14 protein-coding genes are annotated in these 20,882 nt (G+C 69.6%); 9 read left to right on the forward strand and 5 right to left on the reverse strand.

The window, feature by feature from the left end:
- From QR78_RS22980 to QR78_RS23020, 9 genes are all read left to right on the forward strand, one after another.
- Positions 1-1,353, forward strand: a 1,353-nt coding sequence (locus QR78_RS22980; protein ID WP_141657949.1) for a glycosyltransferase family 2 protein, incomplete at its 5' end; no start/stop codon positions are given.
- Entirely contained in the window at positions 1,353-3,785 is a 2,433-nt protein-coding gene (gene bcsB, locus QR78_RS22985) for a cellulose biosynthesis cyclic di-GMP-binding regulatory protein BcsB (protein WP_082171766.1), read from the forward strand. The genes QR78_RS22980 and bcsB, both read left to right, overlap by 1 nt.
- Positions 3,782-7,900 carry a cellulose biosynthesis protein BcsC gene (locus QR78_RS22990; protein WP_048429912.1) on the forward strand — a complete coding sequence of 1,373 codons (4,119 nt, stop codon included), beginning with the start codon at positions 3,782-3,784 and terminating at the stop codon, positions 7,898-7,900. Before bcsB ends, QR78_RS22990 begins: the two co-directional genes overlap by 4 nt.
- Positions 7,900-8,379, forward strand: coding sequence for a cellulose biosynthesis protein BcsD (bcsD, locus tag QR78_RS32075; RefSeq protein ID WP_053221052.1), 480 nt, complete (start codon positions 7,900-7,902; stop codon positions 8,377-8,379). Before QR78_RS22990 ends, bcsD begins: the two co-directional genes overlap by 1 nt.
- A gap of 467 nt (positions 8,380-8,846) precedes the next feature.
- Positions 8,847-10,304, forward strand: a complete 1,458-nt coding sequence (locus QR78_RS23000; RefSeq protein ID WP_048429913.1) for an MBOAT family O-acyltransferase — start codon at positions 8,847-8,849, stop codon at positions 10,302-10,304.
- Positions 10,305-10,333: 29 nt separating this feature from the next.
- Entirely contained in the window at positions 10,334-11,485 is a 1,152-nt protein-coding gene (locus QR78_RS23005) for an alginate O-acetyltransferase AlgX-related protein (RefSeq protein ID WP_202972692.1), read from the forward strand.
- Between the two features lie 178 nt (positions 11,486-11,663).
- Positions 11,664-12,326 (forward strand): SGNH/GDSL hydrolase family protein, encoded by a 663-nt coding sequence (locus QR78_RS23010; protein ID WP_048429914.1) that lies wholly within the window; start codon positions 11,664-11,666, stop codon positions 12,324-12,326.
- A 111-nt stretch (positions 12,327-12,437) separates the two neighbouring features.
- Positions 12,438-13,178: a hypothetical protein gene (locus QR78_RS23015; RefSeq protein WP_053221053.1), complete on the forward strand. Its 741-nt coding sequence runs from the start codon at positions 12,438-12,440 to the stop codon at positions 13,176-13,178.
- Positions 13,179-13,194: 16 nt separating this feature from the next.
- Complete coding sequence (locus tag QR78_RS23020) at positions 13,195-13,956, forward strand: GDSL-type esterase/lipase family protein (protein ID WP_048429915.1); 762 nt, start codon at positions 13,195-13,197, stop codon at positions 13,954-13,956.
- 129 nt (positions 13,957-14,085) lie between these two features.
- Here the strand turns inward: QR78_RS23020 and QR78_RS23025 are convergent, their stop codons facing one another.
- The 5 genes from QR78_RS23025 to QR78_RS23045 form a co-directional block, all read right to left on the reverse strand.
- Positions 14,086-15,042 (reverse strand): family 8 glycosyl hydrolase, encoded by a 957-nt coding sequence (locus QR78_RS23025; protein ID WP_244276418.1) that lies wholly within the window; start codon positions 15,040-15,042, stop codon positions 14,086-14,088.
- 411 nt (positions 15,043-15,453) lie between these two features.
- On the reverse strand, positions 15,454-16,140 hold the full coding sequence (locus QR78_RS23030; protein ID WP_048429917.1) for an alginate O-acetyltransferase AlgF: 687 nt from the start codon (positions 16,138-16,140) through the stop codon (positions 15,454-15,456).
- 1 nt (position 16,141) lies between these two features.
- Entirely contained in the window at positions 16,142-17,104 is a 963-nt protein-coding gene (locus QR78_RS23035; protein WP_048429918.1) for an alginate O-acetyltransferase AlgX-related protein, read from the reverse strand.
- A gap of 1,182 nt (positions 17,105-18,286) precedes the next feature.
- Positions 18,287-18,748 carry a hypothetical protein gene (locus QR78_RS23040; protein WP_125901079.1) on the reverse strand — a complete coding sequence of 154 codons (462 nt, stop codon included), beginning with the start codon at positions 18,746-18,748 and terminating at the stop codon, positions 18,287-18,289.
- A gap of 253 nt (positions 18,749-19,001) precedes the next feature.
- Complete coding sequence (locus QR78_RS23045; protein ID WP_053221054.1) at positions 19,002-20,123, reverse strand: family 8 glycosyl hydrolase; 1,122 nt, start codon at positions 20,121-20,123, stop codon at positions 19,002-19,004.
- Between the last annotated feature and the right edge of the window lie 759 nt (positions 20,124-20,882).

Here is a 20,882-nt window from a genome sequence, read left to right on the forward strand (position 1 = left end):
TACGGCCTGGTGCAGGACGGCAACGACTTCTGGAACGCCTCGTTCTTCTGCGGCTCCTGCGCCGTCCTGCGGCGCTCGGCCCTCGACGAGATCGGCGGCTTCGCCGTCGAGACGGTGACCGAGGACGCCCACACGATGCTCAAGCTGCATCGCAAGGGCTGGGAGAGCGCCTATCTCAAGCTGCCGCTCGCGGCCGGCCTCGCGACGGAGCGTCTCGCCCTGCATATCGGCCAGCGCGCCCGCTGGGCGCGCGGCATGATCCAGATCCTGCGGGTCGACAACCCGGTGCTCGGCCGCGGTCTCACCTGGGCCCAGCGCATCTGCTACCTCCAGGCCGGCGGCCACTTCCTGTTCGCGATCCCGCGGATCATCTTCCTGCTGTCGCCCCTGGCCTTCCTTCTCCTCGGGCAGAACATCGTCTCGGCGTCCCCGCTGGCGATCACCGCCTACGCGCTGCCCCACATCGCCTTGTCGGTCGCGGTCAACTCGCGGATGCAGAGGAACTGGCGGCACTCGTTCTGGAGCGAGATCTACGAGACCGTCCTGGCGATGTTCCTCGTACGCACGACCCTGGTGACGCTCGTCAATCCGCGCCGCGGCAAGTTCAACGTCACGGCGAAGGGCGGTCTGCTCGAGAAGGGCTACTTCGATCTCGGGGCGGTGTATCCGAACCTCGTCCTGGCGGCGTTGCTCATCGCCGGCATCGCGCGCGGGGTCGTCTCGCTCATCGTCGTCGACAACGACCTCGTCACCTTCCAGGCGCTGCTGCTCAACAGCATCTGGGCGACCTTCTCGCTCCTCATCGTGATGGCGGCCCTGGCGGTGGGGCGGGAGCGCCGGCAGACCCGGGCCCTGGCGCGCGTGCGGGCCAGCATCCACGCCGAGCTGCGGCTTCCGGACGGCGAGGTCCTGTCCGGCACGACCCGCGACCTCAGCGAGACCGGCGCCGACCTGCAATGCGCCCTGCCCAGAACCGTCCCGAACGGCTGTCCGCTCGAGGTCCGGTTCCATCTCGGCGGCGAGGAACTCGTCGTGCCCGCCCAGGTGCTGCGGAGCTATCAGGATGTCATCAAGATCATGTGGGCGCCCCGAAGCATCGAGGACGAGATGCGCATCGTCCAGGTCGTCTTTGGCCGGGCGGATGCGTGGGCGAACTGGTCGAATTTCAAGACCGACCGCCCGATGGTCAGCCTTTGGCGGGTCTTGGTCAGCATTCGCGGCCTGTTTCGCCTGCCTGAAGGCGCGAAATCGACGGCTGGCCGGGGCCTGTCCGTGAAATCCGGCGGCGGCGCCACCGTGCAGACGTTCGTCGCCTCCGAGGCGTCGGCTGGCGAGATGGAGATGAAGTCGTGATGTTCCGTGGAGTCCTTCTGGGTCTCGCCCTGACCTCGGGCTTGACCGCGCACGCCCTCGGAGCGGCCCCATCGTCACCCGAGACGATGCCGGGCGCGGGCCGGGAGCGCACCCCCGATGCCGGCCGGCAGGCGCAAGCCGGGTCCTCCGCCCCCGCCCTGTCCGTCCCGATGCCGTCCGCCGACGCGGGGACGCCCCGCGCCTCGAGCCTCGATCTTCCCTCGGCCGTCCCGCCGGCCGAGGGGACGGCACCGGCCTCGGCCCCCCGGGCGGCGGAGACCCGGCAGGTCGTCCTCAGCCTGCGCCAGCTCGGGGCCCAGGGGCCGCTGGCCCTGCGCGGCGTGAGCGAATTGCAGGGCGTGCAGTTCGGGATCCGCAGCGACGAGGTCGTCACCGGGGCGACCCTGAAGCTGCGCGGCGCGATGTCCCCGTCGCTGATGGCCCAGTTCAGCAACGTCACCGTCACGCTCAACGAACAATATGTCGGCACGATCCCGGCCACCGAGGGGCAGACGCGCTTCGAGGGCATCGAGATGCCGGTCGACCCGGTGTTCTTCGCCGAGGACAACCGCCTGAACTTCCGGTTCGTCGGCCGTTACGCCGAGACCTGCAACGATCCGCTGAGCGGGCTGCTGTGGTCGACGGTCTCGGATACCAGCACGCTCACGCTCACGCTGGTGCGCCTGCCGCCGCAGCGCGATCTCAGCCGCCTGCCGCTGCCGTTCTTCGAGGCCCGCGACCGGCAGCAGACCGTCCTGCCCTTCGTCATCCAGGCGAATCCCGGCAACGACGTCCTGGAGAGCTCCGGCATCGTCTCGTCCTGGTTCGGCCAGATGGCCGGGTTCCGGGGCGCGAGCTTCCCCGTCTCGGCGGCGCTGCCGGCAAGCCGCAACGGCATCGTCGTGGCGACCGCCGACACCCTGCCTCCGGGCCTGAGCGTCGGGCGCATCGAGGGGCCGACGATCGCGATCGTCCCGAACCCCAACGACGCCTCCGGCTCGCTCCTCCTCGTCGCGGGCCGCAACGGGCAGGAACTCGTGAGCGCGGCGCGGTCCCTCGTCCTCGGCAGCCGGACGCTCGGCGGCCAGCAGGCCGTGGTCGGCGCTCCGGTCCTCGCCAGGCGCAAGCCCTACGACGCGCCGGCCTGGGTTCCGACCGACCGCCCGGTGCGCTTCGGCGAGCTCGTCGATCCGAGCGAGCTCCAGGCCACGGGCTACGCCCCCGGCGCCCTGCGCGTCCCCTTCCGCACGGCCCCCGACCTCTATACCTGGCGCCGCCAGGGCTTCCCCGCCGAGATCCGCTATCGCGCGCCTCCCGGCCCGATCGTCGATCTGGCCGTGTCCCGGCTCGATGTGGGGATCAACAACATCTACCTGGCGAGCATGCCGCTCGCCGAGGACGCGACCCGCCGGAACGCGTGGCTGCCCTCGATCTTCCAGGGCGAGGACGTGCGCCAGGTGCTCAATAGCGGCGACGCGAGCACCGCGCGCCGGATCGACGTGCCGGCCTACGACGTGTTCGGGCAGAACGCCCTGCAATTCACCTTCGACACGCGGCCCCTCGGCCGCGGCGCCTGCGCGGGCGTTCCGGGCGACCTGCGGATGGCCGTCGATCCCGACAGCACGATCGATTTCAGCCGCGCGCGCCGCATCACCAGCCTGCCGAACCTCGCCTTCTTCGTGAACAGCGGCTTCCCCTTCAGCCGCATGGCCGATCTGAGCGAGACCGCCGTCGTGATGCCGCCCCGGGCGGATCTGCGCGAGGTCCAGGCCTTCCTCGACCTCATGGGCCGCCTCGGCTCGCAGACCGGCTACCCCGCCACCGGCGTCGCCGTCGTGCGGCCCGACCAGGTCGCCGGCGTCTCCAACCGCGACCTCCTCGTGGTCGGCACCCTCGACCGGCTCCAGGCCGGCGCGGATCTCCTGCGCACCAGCCCGGTCCGCCTCGAAGGCGACCGCATCCGCATCGCCCTCAGCTCGCCGATCGAGAACATGCGGCGGGCGCTCGATTTCGGGCGCGAGGACCGCCGGGAGGCGGCCCAGTCGATCCTGCAGGGCGCGCCCGCCAGCGGCTTCGCCGCGCTCATCGGTGCCGAGAGCCCCCTGGCGCGCGGCCGCAGCCTCGTCGCGATCGTCGCCGGCGGGACCGAGGCCCTGCAGAGCGTCGTTCCGACCCTCAACGATCCCGAGCAGGCGCCCAAGGTCCAGGGCGACCTCGCCATCATGACGGATGGCCGGCCGGTCAGCTTCCGGGTCGGCGACACCTACACGGTCGGGCACCTGCCGTACTGGCTCTATCCGTCCTGGTACTTCCAGGATTCGCCGCTCGGCCTCGTCGCCGTGCTGCTGATCGGCTCCGCCATGCTCGGCCTCGTCCTCTACCGGGCCCTGCGGCGGCGCGCCCGCGCCCGGATGCGCGAGATCGAGTCGTGAGACCGCTCGCCATCATGACCGACCTCGTCCGCCCCACCCAGCACCGAGCGGCGTCCCGGGCCCAGGCCGCGGCGTTCGCCGAACTCGACGAGAGAGACCGTCCCACCGTGCAGCCCGCTCTTCCCTCGTCCGCCACGCCGCGCCGGTGCTCCTGCACGCACCCGCTCGGCCAAGCCGGCCTCCGGGCCGTGCTGGCCGCCTCGGTCGCCCTCTCGGCGATGCTCATCCCCTCGGACGGGGCGCGCGCGCAGGCGCTGCCGCCCGCGATCCTGGGCGGGATTCCGGCCGCCCCCGGCGCGCCGGTTCCCCCGCCGGCAGGCAGTTCCCCCGCGGCGGCCGAGACCGCTCCGGCCGGGGTTCCGGCCTCCGAGGCACCGAGAACCGCGGCGGCCCCGGCGGATCCGGAGCCCTCCGTTCCCGAGAAGGTCCTCCTCGAGCAGGCCACCTACTGGCGCAACCAGTCCCAGCCGGCCCGGGCGATCCAGAGCCTCAACCGCATCCTCACGCTCAATCCCAGCGCCGGCGCGCTCTCGCTGCTCGCCAAGGCGCAGATCGACGCCGGCCAGACCGGGGAGGCCCGGCAGACCCTCGAGCGGCTGCGCGCGGCCTACCCGCAGGATGCCCGCGTCGCCGAGATCGAGCACGACCTCAAGGTCGGCCAGCCCGACCCCGCCAAGCTCGAGGAGGCCCGCAGCCTCGCCCAGCAGGGCCGCTCGACCCTGGCGGTCCAGGCCTACCAGCAGGCGTTCAACGGCGCGACGCCCCCGACCCGCTACGCCTCGGAATACTACCAGACCCTCGGCGGCACCTCCGCGGGCTTCGAGCCGGCCCGCGAAGGTCTCGGCCAGATCGTCGCCGTCAATCCGCGCGATCCGCGGGCCCAGCTCGCCTATGCGCGCCTGCTCTCCTACCAGGAAGCCACCCGCGACGAGGCGATCGAGCGGCTCACGCGGCTGGCCGGCAACGCCTCCACCGGCGAGGAGGCGGACCGCGCCCTGAAGCAGGCCCTGCTGTGGCTGCCGGACACGGCCGACAGCCAGAAGGTCGTCGAGGCCTACGCCGCGCGCCACCCGAACGACGCCCAGATCGCCGAGAAGCTGGGGCTGATCCGCAATCCGCCGCAATCCCCCGTGGAGGTCGGGGGGCAGGCCCGCACCACCGGCTTCGAGAAGCTGGAGAAGAAGCTCTACGTCGAGGCCGAGCAGGACTTCTCGAAGGCGCTCTCGGTCAACGCCGAGGATGCGGACGCGACGGCGGGGATGGGCTTCCTGCGGCTCAAGCAGGGCCGGTTCGAGGAGGGACGCCGCCTCCTCAAGCAGGCGCTCGAGCTCGGCCCGACCGATGCCGAGGGCATCCAGTCCGCCCTGAAGAGCACCGAGCCCGTCTCCGGCGGTAAGGGCGTGGACGAAGCCCAGCTGCGCGAGATCCGCGCGCAATACGCCCAGGTGTCCCGCCTGACCCGGCGCGGACGCTACGCCGAGGCCGAGGCCCTGCTGCGCCGGCTCGGCGGCTCCGACCCCGACTGGGGCTACTATCTCCAGATGGGCGCCATCCAGGCCCTGTCCGGCAAGACGCGGGAGGCCGAGGCGACCTACCGCCAGGCCCTGGCGAAGAAGCCCGGCAACGCGGCGGCGACCATCGGCCTGGCCGGCGTCCTCCTGCGCCAGGGCCGCGAGCGCGAGGCCGAGGCACTCTACGTCAAGGTCGGCGATACCCGGGCTCTCGGCCGGATGCGGGCCGAGCGGCTGCGCAGCCAGGCCCGCGGCGTCGCCGACCCGGTGGCGCAGGCGGGCCTGTACCGGGCGGCGGTCCAGGCCGATCCGACCAACCCGTGGCTGCGCCTCGAACTCGCCCGGGCGCTGCTGCGCCAGGGCCGCGGCAGCGACGCCCGGACCGTGATGGCGCCCGTCGGCACCGACGGGCAGGATCCCCAAGGGCCCGAAGCCGCGTTCTACTTCGCGGTCGAGGTCAAGGACCTCGACCAGGCCGCCGCCTTCGCCGCGCGCGTCCCCGCCGGGAAGCGTACGCCCCAGATGGTCGCGCTCCAGCAGCGGGTCGCGGTGCGGGCCGAGGTGGCGCAGGCGGCCCGGGAGATGAACCGTCAGGCCTTCAAGACCCGGATGCTCGGCCTTGCCGCCGCGCCGGATCCGACGGGCGCCCGCGTCCTGGAGATCTCCCAGACCCTGGTCGGGCTGGACGATCGCGCCGCCGCCGCCGACGCCGTGGCGACCGCGCTCGCGACGACGCCCGCCCCGTCGCTGCAGCAGCGCCTCGCCTACGCCAACGCGCTGGCCGGGGCGGACCGCCAGTACGATGCCGTGAAGCTGCTCGACGGGATCGACGCCGCCACGCTGCCGCGGGACGAGCGCAAGGCCGTCAGCGCGACCGTGAACGGGGTGACGGCCGCCGCCGCGGACCGGCTGCGGCTCGACGGGCGCTACGCCGATGCGCTGGTGCAGCTCTCCCGTCGCCTCGAGGCCGATCCCGACAGCCCGGCCCTGAACATGGCGCTCGCGCGGCTCTACGTCTCGCGGATGGAGCTCGGCCGCGCGGTGGCGATCACCCAGGAGCTCCTCGCGCGCGATCCCGCCGACATGGATGTCCGCCGCGCCGCGGTCTCGGCCCTGATCGCGGTCGGGGACCTGCCGCGGGCCGATGCGGTCGCCCAGGAGGGGGTCCAGGGCGCACCGGGCGATGCGCGCGCCCACATGATCTCCGCCCTGGTCGCGCAGGCCCTGGACGACCGGGCCCGGGTGATGCAGGACCTGCGCACGGCCCGCGCGCTCAGCCGCTCGGACGGCGACGTGCGGGCCGTCGCCGCCCTCGAGGATGCGCCGGCGGGCGCCGCATCGGTGGTGCCCCAGGGGGCCCGCTGGACCAGCGGCCGGGACTCCTTCCGTCCCGGTCCCCTCGCGGAGGGTGCGTCCGGCCGCGTGCCCGACATCCTGGGGGAGATCGGCTACGCCCAGCGCGACAGCCTGGCGCGCCGCCTCGACCGCGACATCGCCGACCTCCAGGACGAGGTGGCGCCCCAGATGCGTGTCGGCCTCGGCTTCCTCGGGCGGTCCGGCGAGGGCGGCCTGAGCCGCCTGAGCGCGATCACCGCGCCGATCGATGCGAGCTTCTCGCCCGGCGGCGTCGGCCGCCTGCGGGTGCAGGTCACGCCGACGGCCATCGACGGCAACACGCCCCGCGGCGACCGGCTGCAGCGCTTCGGCACGAACCCGGCCCAGGCCGCCCTCGGCCTGCCGAACGGGATCGCCGCGGCCCAAGCCCAGGAGGGCGTCGGCCTCAACCTCGCCTACAGCTACCGCTCCTTCACGGTCGATGTCGGGACGACGCCGATCGGCTTCGTCAAGACCAACGTCGTCGGCGGCATCGAGGCGGCGCCGCTCCTCACCCCGGAGCTGCGCCTGCGGATGATCGCGGAGCGCCGGGCGATCCTCAACAGCGCGCTCTCCTACGGCGGCGCCCGCGATCCCGCCACGGGGGCGACCTGGGGCGGCGTGGTGCGCAACCGCGGCTACGCCCAGATGGAATGGGCCCCCGGGCGCTGGTTCGTCTATGCGGGGGCCGGCGGCGGCGTCGTCACCGGCGAGCGCGTGCGCGACAACCGCTTCGTCGAGGCCGCGATCGGCGCCTCCTACGGCCTCTACATCGACGGCCCGCAGGAATTGCGGGTCGGCCTGAGCGTGCCGTATTTCGACTACGCGCAGAACCAGAACGCCTTCACGTTCGGGAGCGGCGGCTATTTCAGCCCGCAGAACTACGTCGCCCTCCAGGTGCCGGTCTCCTGGCGCGACCAGCCGCTCCCCGACCTGAGCTACACGCTGTCGGGTTCGATCGGTTACCAATCCTTCGCCCAGCGCTCCGCCGCGGTGTTTCCGAACGATCGCGGCTTGCAGGCCCTGTTGAGCGCTTCCGATGCCGGGATCCCCGCCATCATTCCGGGCAAGCGCGGAACCGGCCTCTCCTACGCGGCCTCCGCAGAGTTCGAATACCGGCTGTCCCAGGCGTTCAGGGTCGGCGGCCGCGCCGCGTTCCAGCACGCGGGCGACTATTCCGAGGGCAGCGCGGTCGTCTTCGGCCGCTACTTGTTCGAGACCATCCAGTGATGAGCACGCCCGATACCCACCTGATGGCGCAGCGGCCGCGCTGGCGCCTGTTCCTGCGGGTCCTCGCCGCCCGGCTCGATTCCGTGCTCGACGCGGACCAGCGGGACGCCCTGCTGCGCGACGTCGGCGCCGACATGGCCCGCGGCGCGGCGCTGCCGCCCGTCTCGACCCTCGATGCCCTCGAGGACGAGATCAACGAGGTGCTGAGCGATCTGGGCTGGGGCCGGGCCAGCCTCGCGCTGGACGAGGCCGCGCGCGTCCTCAGCATCGTCCACACGCATCTCCCGACGATCGGATCGATCGAGGGCCACCGCGGTCCCTGGCTCTCGGCGGTGCTCGAAGGCCTCTACACGTCCTGGCTCGCGCAGCAGCCCCACGCCGCGCCCGGTCTCGTGGCGCGACGCACGGCACGCCGCACGAAGGACGTCCTCGTCCTGACCTACGGCAAGGATTCGGCGATGACAGGCAGTCCAGCCTAGACCATCCGCGCGACGAGGCGGTTATCGGTTCGCCGAACGAAAATGCGGAGACATCGAAAACCTTCGGCATTCTCCGACGAAGTGGGTGTCGGTGGCGCGACGGCAAATTTCGCGAAACTGGAGGTCCGAAGCATGGCCCGATCGCAAGCCGATCGCACGAAAACCGGGGGATATCCCCGATCGAGGCGGGATGTCGCGCCGGTTCGTGACTGTCGCCGCGCCACTTTGATTTGACAGATCGGTAATAGTTTTGACCGACCATGCATGTAAGCGCTTCAAGGCAAGGATAAGCGCCTCTTCATGGTAAATGAGGCTGAAACTGAAGTTCCGGCGCGGATCCTCGTCTGACCGCGATCGGATCTTGCTGCACACGATCCGGTGGGTCGGACCTCGGAGACACGAGAAAGGCGGCGTCGTCAGCGCGATGCCGTCGCACGCAACCACGAATTGGGATGGGCGCATCCGCCATGATTTTCGCGTCGTTCGAGTTTCTCGCTCTCTTCCTGCCCCTGTTCTTCGCCTGCTACTTCCTGATGCCGTTCCGGCATCGGAACTGGGTCATCCTGCTGTTCTCGTGGGGCTTCTACGCCTGGTGGCGGGTCGACTTCCTGGCGTTGCTGATCGCCGTGACGGGGTTCACCTATACCGTCGCACGCTTGATGGACCGGGCGGGGCCGAAGAGCGACCGCGCCAAGCTCCTGATGATCCTCGGCCTCGTCGGCAATCTCGGGGTTCTGGCCTACTTCAAGTACGCCAATTTCGGGGTGGCGACGGTCAACCAGCTCCGGGGCGCGATGGGCCTGAGCCTGATGAGCTGGACCGAGGTCCTGCTGCCGATCGGCCTGTCCTTCTACGTCCTGCAATCGGTCTCCTACCTCGTCGACATCCGGCGGGGCACGGTGCCGGTCAGCCGCTCGCTCCTCGATTACGCGGCCTACAAGGCGATCTTCAGCCAGCTCATCGCCGGCCCGATCGTGCGCTACGCGGAGATCGCCAACGAGCTGAAGCTGCGGGAGCACTCGCTGCGGCAATTCGGGATCGGCGGTCGCACCTTCGCGATCGGGTTCGCCATGAAGGTGGCCGTCGCCGATACGCTGAGCCCCCTGGTCGATGCCGCCTTCTCGCTGACCCAGCCGACCCTGGCCGACAGCTGGATCGCCGCTCTCAGCTACACGCTGCAGCTCTACTTCGATTTCGCGGGCTACTCGCTGATGGCGATCGGCCTGGCGCGCATGATCGGCTTCTACTTCCCGCAGAACTTCGACAATCCCTACCTGTCGGGCTCGATCCAGGAATTCTGGCAGCGCTGGCACATGACGCTGTCGCGGTTCCTGCGGGACTACCTGTACATTCCCCTGGGCGGGAACCGCTCCGGGCCGGTGCGGACCTACGTCAACCTGATGCTGGTCATGGCGATCGGCGGCCTGTGGCACGGATCGAGCTGGAACTTCATCCTGTGGGGCGTGTGGCAGGGCGCGCTGCTCGGCACGCATCGCTGGTGGAGCCGCCGCCGCCCGCCCGGCGCCCCCACGCTCGCCTATCCGCTGGCCAACGCCCTGACGATGCTGGCGGTGATGATCGGCTGGGTGATCTTCCGCGCCAAGGACCTCGAGAGCGCCGGGCATGTCTATGCCGGCATGCTGGGGCTCAACGGCATCGGGCTCTCCGACGACTTCCTCTGGCAGATCACGCCGGACCGCCTCTGGTTCATCCCCGTGGCACTCGCGATCGTCTACGTCCCGCTGCTGCGCGACCGGCTGTCCCGTCCGCGCCCCGCCCATCCCCACCCGGGCACCCCGGCCGTCCCGGAAATGAGCGGCCTGCGTCTCGCCGCCTGGACCGTCTCGCCGTTTGCCGCCTTCACCCTGGCCATCGTCATGCTCTACAGCCGCGATGCCGTCCCGTTCCTCTACTTCCAGTTCTGAACATGGACGCCCCTCTCAATCGGCCCATCGTGGCCAACACGCGATCGCGCCGCAGCTCCCGCGACATCTCGGAGAGACTTCAGGGCGCCCTCGTCGTCGGGCTTCTGGCCCTCGGCGCTTGGCAGGGCTTCAGTGCCCTGGCCACCCCCGCCGCCCAGCGCCGGCTGGCGCAGGTGCGCAGCCTCGACGCGCTGCTCGACGGCCGCGCCGCCGCGGCGGTCAACTTCGTCGAGGCGCATTACCTGCCGGCCGACCCGATCCTGCGGGCCGCCGGCGGGGTGTTCCGGTGGCGGCTGTTCGGCTCCGGCGGCCCCCAGGTCGCGGTCGGCTGCGACGACTGGCTCTACCTGACCGAGGAGGCCCAGACCGTCCGGGGCGCGGAGGAGAATCTGGCGGCCCGGGCCGACATCGTCGCGCAGGTCGCGGCGGCTCTGGCCAGGCGCGGCATCGAGCTCGTGGTCGCGGTCGTTCCCGACAAGGCCCGGATCGAGCGCGCGACGCTCTGCAACGCGCCCCGCACCGCCCAGTCGATGGCGCGCTACGGGATATTCCAGGCGATGCTGCGGGAGCGACGCATCGCGAGCCTCGATCTCGCCCGGCGGCTGGAGCAGGCGCGGCAGGAGGGACCGGTCTATTACCGGACCGACACGCACTGGAACCAGCGCGGCGCGGCGATCGCCGCCAAGGCCGTCGCCGAGGCCGTGACGACGACGCTCGATCCGGGCTTCGCCTACCGGACGGAAGCGGCACCGGTCGAGACCGACGGCCCGGGCGATCTCCTCCGGCTGATGAGCCTCGACCTCGTTCCCGAAACCCTGTCCCCGCTCGGGATCAAGCTGCGTCCGGCCTCGGACCGGCAGTTCGTCGCCCGCACCGTCCAGACGGAGAAGCCGGCCGAGGCCGACGACCTCCTGGCGACCGGACCCGGCGACCAGGTCGTGCTCATCGGCAGCTCGTACTCGACGAACGCCAACTTCCAGGGAAGCCTGCAGGAGGCCTTGCGGGCGCCGGTCAACAACGTCGCCGAGGCCGGCGGCGGCTTTTCGGGGGCGGCGAGCACCTATTTCGGGGGAAGCGCCTTCGCCGAGTCGCCTCCGCGCCTGATCGTCTGGGAGATCCCCGAGCGGGCGCTGTCCAAGCCCCTGCAGGCGCAGGATCGCGCCCTGGCCGAGCTGAAGTAACCGCAAATGATAACTATGATCCAGTGTTTCGCCGCCGCCGGGCTGTAAACCGTTGCTTTCAAGCGTCGCGCGCGGCACTTTGTGGTTGTAGTCGTTTCTTCATCCAGTCGCACCATGGATGTCCGGCGCCAGGATACTGGATGTGCCGGCGACTGTCGAATTTTGATCGGAAGCCGACATGCAAAACGTGCTTGCGGGACTGACGTTCCTCATCGTGGGCGATAGCCACTTCGTCACGAAGAATTACCTGATATCGACGCTGCAGGACGGTCTCTTGTCCAAAGGTGCTCAGGTCGAGACCTTCGGGGCCTGCGGCGTGCCCGCCGGGGCCTGGGTGGCGCCGCGACCGGTCGCCTGCGGCATCGCGAACCGCAGCGGCAAGGGCCCCGTCGTCGAGAACCGCACCCCGAAGGTCAAGTCCTGGAGCATCGACGCGCTGATCGATCAGACCAAGCCGAGCGTCGTCGTCGTGGGGATCGGCGATCCGATGGCCGGCTACAACCAGCGCGAGATGCAGAAGGGCTGGATCCGCGAGAACGTCGACGAATTGATCGGGCGCATCAAGGCTCACAACCTTCCCTGCGTCTGGATCGGACCGGGCTGGGGCAGCGAGGGCGGTCCCTACTCGAAGACCTTCGCGCGGGTGAAGGAATTCTCGGACTTCATGGCGACCTCGGTGGCGCCCTGCACGTATATCGATTCCCTGGCCCTCTCGAAGCCGGGAGAATGGCCGACCTTCGACGGTCAGCACTACACGGTCGCCGGTTACCAGAAGTGGGGCGCCGCATTGACCGACGCCATGCTGGCGAACCAGACCGTGAAGGCTCTTCCGCGCAAGTAGAACCCGGCCGATCGACCCGGCAATGGAACGGCCGAGCGACGGACGAGCGGCGATCTCGCCGTCGGAACGGTGCGCCGCCGCCGGGCGTCTTGAGAAGGCATCAGCACAGCCATGACCCATCCGCTCCACCGTCGCCGGCCGGGCCCATCCGAGGGCGGCCAATCCCGACTTCGCGGCGTTCTCCTGGCGGCCCTCCTCGGCCTGCCGATCCTGGTCGCCGGCGCGCCGGGCGCGGGAGCCCAGATGATGCTCTACGAGGACCGGCTGCCGGACGGCTACGCCTATGTCCGCTTCGCCAACGCCTCGCCGGACCGCCTCGACCTGAAGCCCGTCGGCTTCGCCGATCCGATGTCCCTCGGCACGACCGGGCAGGAGCGGGTGTCGCCCTATTACGTCGTCGAGGGCGTCGCCGGGCGCAAGGTCGAGGTCAAGGTCGAGGGCGCCAAGCCGCTCGAGATCGAGCTGAAGCCGGCCGGAATCCACACCGTGCTCATCGACAAGGCCGATGGCCGCCTGGGGACCAGGGTCGTCCTGGACCAGTCCGAGCTGAGCCAGACCAAGGCGAGGCTCGCCTTCTACAACGCCATGCCGTCCTGTGCCGCGGCGGGTCTGTACCTGGAGCCCAAGGGCCAGCCGGTGGTGGTCGATGTCGGCCCCAACATCATGCGGGGACGCTCGGTCAATCCGGCGCCGAACCCGCGGATGCGGGCGGCGTGCGGCACGACGCGCGTCGCCGAGCTCGATCTCGGGCCCCTCGATGCAGGAGGGCAATACAGCGTCTGGCTGATCGCGCCCGGCGGCACGCCGAACGCCTTCCTGTCGAAGAACAAAATCGCGCCGTACCTGCGCTGACCGGGACGTGACAGCCATGGCTCGCTTCCGTCCCGGCCCCCGGGGCCTCGCCGCGCTCGCCCTCTCTCTCGCCCTGGGCGGGCAGGCGCTCGCGGCCTCCCGGTGTCCGGCCATCCCGCCGCGCGTGCCCCTCCCGGTGGAGGCCACGCCCACGGCCGTCCCGATCCCGGACTGGCGCCAGCGGGCCGACCAACTCACCCGGCAGGCCACGGCGCGGGACCTGTCCGGCACCCGCGTCGTCTTCATCGGCGATTCCATCACGCAGGGATGGGAGCCGACGATGTGGGACCTGTTCTGGGGCTCCTACGCCCCCCTGAACCTGGGATTGTGGGGCGACCTCACCCAGGGCGTGCTCTGGCGGCTGCACAACGGGCAATGGCCGAGTTCCCTAAAGCCGGACGTGGCGGTCGTCCTGATCGGCACCAACAACGCGGGCTGGCGCAGCAAGCCCGAGGATACCGCGCTCGGCGTCGCCGAGATCGTCCGCTTCATCGAGACCCGCTCCCCGGCGACGAAGGTGCTGATCCTCGGGGTTCTGCCCCGCGGTGCCGACGCGTCGGCGCCCGAGCGCCCGACGAACGCGCAGGTGACCGCGCTGATCCGGCAATGCGCCGACGGAAAGACCGTGTTCTTCGCCAATCCGGGGCGGACGATGGTCGACGGGGCCGGTCGGCTGTCGACCAACGTGATGTTCGACTTCCTGCACCCGACGATGGTCGGCTACGCGATCCTGGGTGCGGCCATCGCCGAGGACGTCCGCCGCCTGGCCGGGCGCTAGAGCGTTTTCCGACGAAGTGGAGGCTGGTTCGTCGAAGAAAATGCGGCAAGACAACGACTGAGAGAGCTTCGCGATTGCAACGCGATCGTGACGTGCTCTAGCGGCGATCGCCCCGGGGGAGGGGGCGGGTCAGCGATCGAGGCAGGCCGGCCATGTCCGCCGCGCCGCCGACAAGGCCAGGATGTGGAGCACGGCGGGATAGTAGTTTTCCGATGGCGAGGGGGTGGCGAAGGACGCCGGCACCCTCGCACCGGACGCGATGCAGGCGGTCAGCGCACGGATTGCGGCGTAGCCCGGCTCTCCCATGCGCTCTCCCATGCGCTCGCCCGTCCGTCCGGCGAAGGGATCGACGATGGGCAGGCCGACGGGATCGCCATCGCTCCAGGCCGTCGCGAAGGCCTCGTAGAGGGCGCGGTCGTCCTGCCCCGCCATGGCCAGGTAGAGCGGAACCCGCACGGCATTGTACGACAGGGTCGCGGGAAAGCCGGCGGCGGGACGCGGGCGGTTGCCCGCCATGGCGATCCAGTCGGTCGGCACCCGGCTCGCCCCGAAGCGGGCACGCCTCACGAGATCGAGGCCCGAAGCCTCGAGGCGCCCCCACGGGAAGGCCGGCGCCACGGTCGCCAGGCGGGCGAAGGCCGGGAAGACCCAGTAGGACAGGTTCACCACCGGGCCGTCGCTCCGCTCGCCGGCACCGAACCCCGCGAGGCCGGGCATGATCAGCGGGCCGCCGGCCGCCTCCCAGAGCACGAGGCGCCCGCCGATCTCCTCGGCGATGCGCCGGGCCGCGTGGCGGAAGGGCCCGTCCGGCCAGCGCTCCGCCGCCTCCACCAGCGCCCATGCGATGAGGATGTCGCCGTCCGTCGCGTTGTTCGGATCGCCGACCGGCACCGGGACGTCGGGCTCCCAGCGCCAGGCGAACAGCGCGTCCTTGCGCACCCTGAGCGCGAGGCGGGTCCAGTCCCAGATGCGCTCGAAGGTCGGGCGGTCGCCGGCCGCGGCCGCGAACAGCAGGCCGTAGCCCTGCCCCTCGCTGTGGCTGATCCGGCCGTTCGCGGTATCGACGACGCGTCCCTCGCGGGTCACGAAGCGATCCTTGAAGCTCGACCACGCGGCCGGGTCGATCGACAGGCCTCGCCCGGCGGTGGGGGCGGGCGGTGCCCCCGAGGCTCCGGCGGCGCAAGGCCCGGGCGCGCCCGCGAGGACCAGGGCGAGGACGACCGCGCGGACGCGACGGCGCGAGCCCCGTCGCGCGAAAGTCCACCGCTCCGTCCGCATGCCGTCCCTCGATCCGCCGCGACCGCGGGCTTGGCATAGATCGGGGCGACGCGAAACCGCCGGACGGCGCGGCGGAGGCCGTCACGGATCCGCTCAACCGTGCGGGGGCCCCGCCGCAATGCGATCCGGCCCGCGCCGGCCCGATCCTGGCTGCCCGCGGGGCCACGACGCGGAAGGCAGGGACGTGCCGGACGGCCGGCCCTGCCGCCGGGATCGCGCTCAGGGTTTCCAGGCCGGCAGCGCGTCGCTGCCGACGATCAGCGTCGGCTGGTTCCGGAGGACGAGGAGCCAGACGCTGGTGGCGTTGCCGGCCTCGAGCTGGACCGGCTTGGCCGTCGTCGACCGCCCTTCGCGGCAGCCCGAGCTGAGCTGCACGCTCACCGGGTTCACCCCGCGCGACCGCTCGGTATCGACGGCGACGTCCGGAAAGACGACCGTGCTGGCCGGCTCCAGCCTCAGCGACGAGGGACCGCATTCCGGTGCGGCGTTGACGAACGAGAGCGAGGTGCGCGTCTGGTTCATCTCGTACCGGGACGCCATCGCCACGACCCGGATCGCCTCGCCGTCGCGGCGCACGACGAGGCTGACCTTCGTGGCGGGGCTCAGGCCGACGGTGCTGCGCACCTCCTGGCCCCCGGCCCGCACGACCAAGGGAAGGGAGGACGCATCCGTCCGGTCGAGGTTGAGGTAGCTGCCGATGCGGGTCTCGTCGCGGATGCCGATCGTCTGGGGCGGCAGGAGGTCGGAGGTGACCGACACCTCGGTGTCCAGCGCGTTCACCACGCGCACGAAGATGGCATCGCGCTTGGGCTGCTGACCGTAGAGCGACCGCTCGGCGCGCGCCGCCGGGGCGGCGAGCAGGCAGGCTGCCGCGAGGCAGGTTCTGGCGAGGGGGCGGGCCGCCATGTCAGGCTCCGACGCGCTTGCGCAGATCCGTCAGGATCGCGTCGGGCTTCATGGCGGTCTGGCCCCAGATCGCCGAGTTGTTCGGCGGGATCGTGAGGTCCGTCTCGTGGAAGACCCAGACCACGACCTTCGGGCGTTGCGCCGCGAAGGCGCTGCTGCCGAGATAGTCGAGGAGGTTCCAGTACGGGCTGAAGGAGTGGATCTTCCACACGAGCCAGACCGGCCGGTTGAGGCGGTTCGCGAGGGCCGTCGAGAAGCCGAAGGACGGGTGCAGGTAGCTGTTGCCCACCAGCACCGTATCGGCGCCCTCTTCCGCCAGCAGGTCGCCGCCGCCGGCCTCGATCGCCTGGGGCAGCTTGTAGGGCTGCAACGGATACTTCGCGCGCTCCTCCGCCGGCAGCAGGAGGGCGAGATCGTTCTTGCTCTGCACCATGTCCCGCGGCGGGCCGAGGCGCGGACCGGGCTTGCTGCTCGGGGCAAGGAGAGACCCCGCCTTGATGGCCTCCGCCACCGCGTTGGCCGCGCAGGCCGCACCCTGCGGCGTCCAGTGCGTGTCCGCCTTGAAGAAGAGCGGCGTGCCCGGGTCGGCCTTGCGTTGCGCGCTCATCGCCGCGAGCAGATCCGGGACCGGCGTTCCGTTCCGCCGCAACGCCTCGAGCTCGACGCCGTAGCGGCGCTGGGTGTCGGGCGTGAATTTCACGCCGTCCGGCAGGTGCTCGGACAGGATCCGCGATTTCGCCGGGGTCAGGCAGATCACGGTCTGGATCTTCGCCTGCTTGAGGACGCCGACGACGTCGTTGATGAAGGACGCACCCTGCTGCACCCGCGTATAATCGACCCGCGAGACCTGATCGAAGGCGGGAAACAGCCACCCGTCCTTGCCGACGACGACCTCGGAGGCCGCGGCCGATGCGGGAAATGGTGTCGCCGTGGTGAGGCCTAAGAGGGCGGAGCCGCCCATCATGCAAAATGAACGCCGGTCGATACGCCCGGAATATCGGTGTGACTTCATGGCACGACTCAATCAACGAGAGCATGAACCGGGATAGCGGCAGTGGGCGCGTCCCGATCGACGGAATGAGAGGGTTTACTTCTAAATGAAGGCTGAAAATATCGGCCACATCGATCTTTTCGTCTGGAGTCGACCGGTATAACCACGACAGAAATCGGTATTGATTAATGATTCATAAGCAAATCATCAAATGGATAGTGGAGCATGATTTGACGATATTGCTAGGAAATCTCGATGAAGCGAACACCCTCTTGAGCAGACTGAAAACATTGGCGGCGCGCATGATGGTGGATGCCTCAGGGTTCTCGGCATGCATCCGCAGGGTGATTTCAAGGCTATTCTCTAACTCAGGTTGAGTTCCCTCGATCGCACCATCCGCTCAGCCCGCATCGATGGAGCGGCCGGGCGCGAAATTTTCCCCGGTGCTCTGTTTGTCGGGGCGCATCATGCCGCGGAGCGACGCCGTCCGTGTCGCGTTCGAGCACGCCCGGCGAGGGCGCGCCTCGTTGCCTGACCGGGACAAACTCGCCGACAATGGAGATGGATGGAAAATCGCCCGATACGCCTTATGTCAGAGCCTGTTTGAGCAGGATCGTTTTCCATAAAGCGGGACACAGCAGGATATACCCTGCCTACGATCTCATCCTGAGGTGTCAGTCCATCTTCGATCGGCTAACACCTCGGGATGAGGGTAGATATATTATATCTTTAGTTATCCGAGTTTTTGCGATATAAAAATCACTCAAATAGGCTCTCATATGTTTATATTGAATCAAAACATCGCCGCATGCATTGGTTGATTTCATCGGGACGAGGCGTGATCGACCTATCCAGACGAGCGCATGCTTGCGAAGTTCACGGCCTGATGAGGCCGGCGGGCAATCATGGGCGATCCGCGGCGCTTGTTGCCGGTGGCAATCTCGAGGGCATTTCGCCGACGCGCTGCCAGCGCATCCGCACGCGGGTGCGGGCTCCGGGTAGGGGAAGGGCGCCTCATGACCGGCTTGGTGCCTCGACCTGCCGGAGCCCGCTCGGTTCCGGCTGGGAGGTCTTCTGCGGCCCCGTCTGCGATGCAGGTCGCAGGGACGTTCAGCCCGGTCCATGCCCGATGATCGGCCGCCGAGCACGGATCGGTCAATGAGGCTCCGGGGAGGAGAGGAGCCGAAAGACGTGTTCGAGCGTGAGAGGCGAGCGCCCGGCCTCCGGCAGAGGGAGGATTGCCGGGGGCGACGGCGCGGGCGCCGGAGGCTCGTCGCGCATCAGAGCCTCGACCGGCGCGTGACGCGTGGGTTCGACCGCCACGGCATGCGGCACCACGATCGCCGCAATCTCGGGGGAGGGGCCTTCCGGCACCGCCTCGACCCTCGCCGGCGCGCTCTCGGGCGCGAGATCGACGATCCGCTTCAGGTGACCGGTTCGATTCTTGAAATTGTGATAGGAAAACCCCACCATCTCGAAGGATTTGAGCGCGGAATCGACGTCGTTATACGTGGTCATCGTGCTTGTCCGCCTGTTCGGCTCCGCGCGTCGCAGGCTGGCGCCCGCGGCGGAGAAGCAAAAACGATTTCGGTCGATCGCATCCTTTGGGAAAGCCAAGCGCTTCGGCTTCGATTCGGCCCCTGATCGAGTTGCGCGAGGCCATTCGACCCGCGCGATGGTCAGATTGATCGACAGATCGTTTCAAATGCTGACGTGTCGAGCCATGCGAGCAAGAAACGCCGTGGTGAGTCACCGTTTCCCCGGCCGATCGGTGATTGCCCGCGCAGTCATGCGATCTCAGTGTCCACCGTCCGGGCGATCCGATCGGCGAGAGATCTCCGACGCTGAATCGCGCAGTCTCGCGGCCCCTTCAGGTGATCGTGCTGAATTCCTGCATGGCGATGCGCGACAGCATGATCAGCGCCGAGGGGTAGTAATGATCCTCCTCGCCGATGGACGGAAGCGTCCCACCTTCGCCCCCCGCGCGGGTGCGCAGGGCCAGCGCGGCCACGGCGCGCGTCCCGGGATCCGCCGGATACGGAGCGATCGTCCCGCTCTGCAGATCCACCCAGGACGGCGGGAAGGGATGCTGCCCCTCCCAGTACCGCCAGAACGCCGCAAGCGCCCCCTGCGACCTCGTTCGGCACCAGGCGAGGTGAAGCGGGATGCGGATGGCGTCGTAGCTGAAGCGTGCCGGCCAGGAGGGCGCCGGGCTCAACGCCCCCGTGCGTTGGTCCACGCGCAGCCAGTCGGGCGGGAGGTCCCACTTGCCGAACCGTCCGTCCTCGATCAGGCGCAGGCCGTCCGCCTCGAGGGCCGACCAGACCCCGGACGGCGCGACCTGGGCCACCTCGTGGATCATGGGAAACGCGTAGTAGGACGGATTGACGATGACGCCGCCCTCGCGGTCGAATCCGTAGGCGCCCGGAAGCAGGACGAGGCGCTGACCGACCCGCCGGACCAGCAGGCGAAGGATGTCCTGCCCGATCTGGCCCGCCTCGGCCGAAAGGTCCGGGCGCCGCCACACGCGTCCCGCTCTCGCGAGGGCGCCGGCGATGTAGAGGTCGCCGTCGGTGGCGTTGTTCAGGTCGTCGACCGGGGTCTTCGCCTGGGGCTGGAAGCGCCACGCATGGAGGGAGTCCGCCGGGCGCCGGAGATGACGACGCGTCCAGCCGTGGATGCGGTCGAAGGTGGCGGGATCGTTGAAGGACACGGCCATCAGCAGGCCCCATCCCTGACCCTCGCTGTGGGAGACGCCCCCGTTATAGGTATCGACCACGCGGCCATCGGGCGCGACGAAGCGCCTGACGAAGGTCGCATATTCGCGCCGGTCTTCGACGGATGGGGTCGTGAGCGAGGCGAGGCGACGCACCGGCTCGCCTGCGCCCTGGGCCATCGAGGCGGCAAAGGTCGAGCCGGACAAGGAGGAGCCGGCACCGATGCCGGCGAAGGCCGAGCCGATCCCGAGTCCGAACAGCGCACGCCGGTTCATGGTCGATGCTCGTGCAAACACGTGGAAGCCCCACCCCTGTCCGGCTCACGGAAAAAGCGGAGACCCGCACCGCACCCTCCTTCGAGCGTGCCGCTGAATCGTAAAAATCCGGTTATGGCTGCGCCTCGTATTTGACCGGCGCCAGAGGAGCGTCGTGGTGCAGCGTGAAATCGGTGATCGCAGCGCATCGAGATCAATTCCGGCATGCGCTCCGCCTCACGCCGCGCCAACCGAATTTAAGCAATTATTGCATAAAACGAAGAGTGGGAGCGAATGCAAGTCATCTGCGATAATCATAACAAGATCTCCATTGATCGCGACTCCTGAACGCCGAAGTTAGATCGTGAAAATTCTCAGATCTCCTGGTGGCGCCATCGATGCTGGAGATCCCGTCAGCAGGACGGATCTTCGTCTCTTGGAGCTTGGAGAGAACAGCGAGCCGTGGCGTCGGCCGGGCCGTCGGAAGCATGGCGTCGTCGCCGGGCGTCGGACGATGCGGGCGGCGTCCGGCCCGACGAGATCGTCATCGGCGGGTGCGCGACGCGTCCGGTTTTCGAGGAGCGTGCCGCGCCGATCTCGGCGGAGGCATCCGACCCGGATCAAGGTGGCTCCGGACCGCGACGCGTCATCGGGGAAACGGTCGCCCGTCGTATCGCGCCGAGTTAGCCGTGCAGGACCGGCCGTGTCGCGTATGCGACAGGCGAGTCTCCCACGACCTCTCGACCCTGCGCGGCTGGCCCGGGCGGGAAGCCGGAAACC

This window comes from Methylobacterium indicum, assembly GCF_001043895.1.
GTDB lineage: Bacteria > Pseudomonadota > Alphaproteobacteria > Rhizobiales > Beijerinckiaceae > Methylobacterium > Methylobacterium indicum.

Coding starts and splice junctions, on each gene's coding strand:
- QR78_RS23000 (WP_048429913.1), top strand. CDS start 8,847: ATGATTTTCGCGTCGTTCGAGTTTCTCGCTCTCTTCCTGCCCCTGTTC.
- QR78_RS23015 (WP_053221053.1), top strand. CDS start 12,438: ATGACCCATCCGCTCCACCGTCGCCGGCCGGGCCCATCCGAGGGCGGC.
- bcsB (WP_082171766.1), top strand. CDS start 1,353: ATGTTCCGTGGAGTCCTTCTGGGTCTCGCCCTGACCTCGGGCTTGACC.
- QR78_RS23010 (WP_048429914.1), top strand. CDS start 11,664: ATGCAAAACGTGCTTGCGGGACTGACGTTCCTCATCGTGGGCGATAGC.
- QR78_RS23020 (WP_048429915.1), top strand. CDS start 13,195: ATGGCTCGCTTCCGTCCCGGCCCCCGGGGCCTCGCCGCGCTCGCCCTC.
- QR78_RS23030 (WP_048429917.1), bottom strand. CDS start 16,140: ATGGCGGCCCGCCCCCTCGCCAGAACCTGCCTCGCGGCAGCCTGCCTG.
- QR78_RS23045 (WP_053221054.1), bottom strand. CDS start 20,123: ATGAACCGGCGTGCGCTGTTCGGACTCGGGATCGGCTCGGCCTTCGCC.
- bcsD (WP_053221052.1), top strand. CDS start 7,900: ATGAGCACGCCCGATACCCACCTGATGGCGCAGCGGCCGCGCTGGCGC.
- QR78_RS23035 (WP_048429918.1), bottom strand. CDS start 17,104: ATGATGGGCGGCTCCGCCCTCTTAGGCCTCACCACGGCGACACCATTT.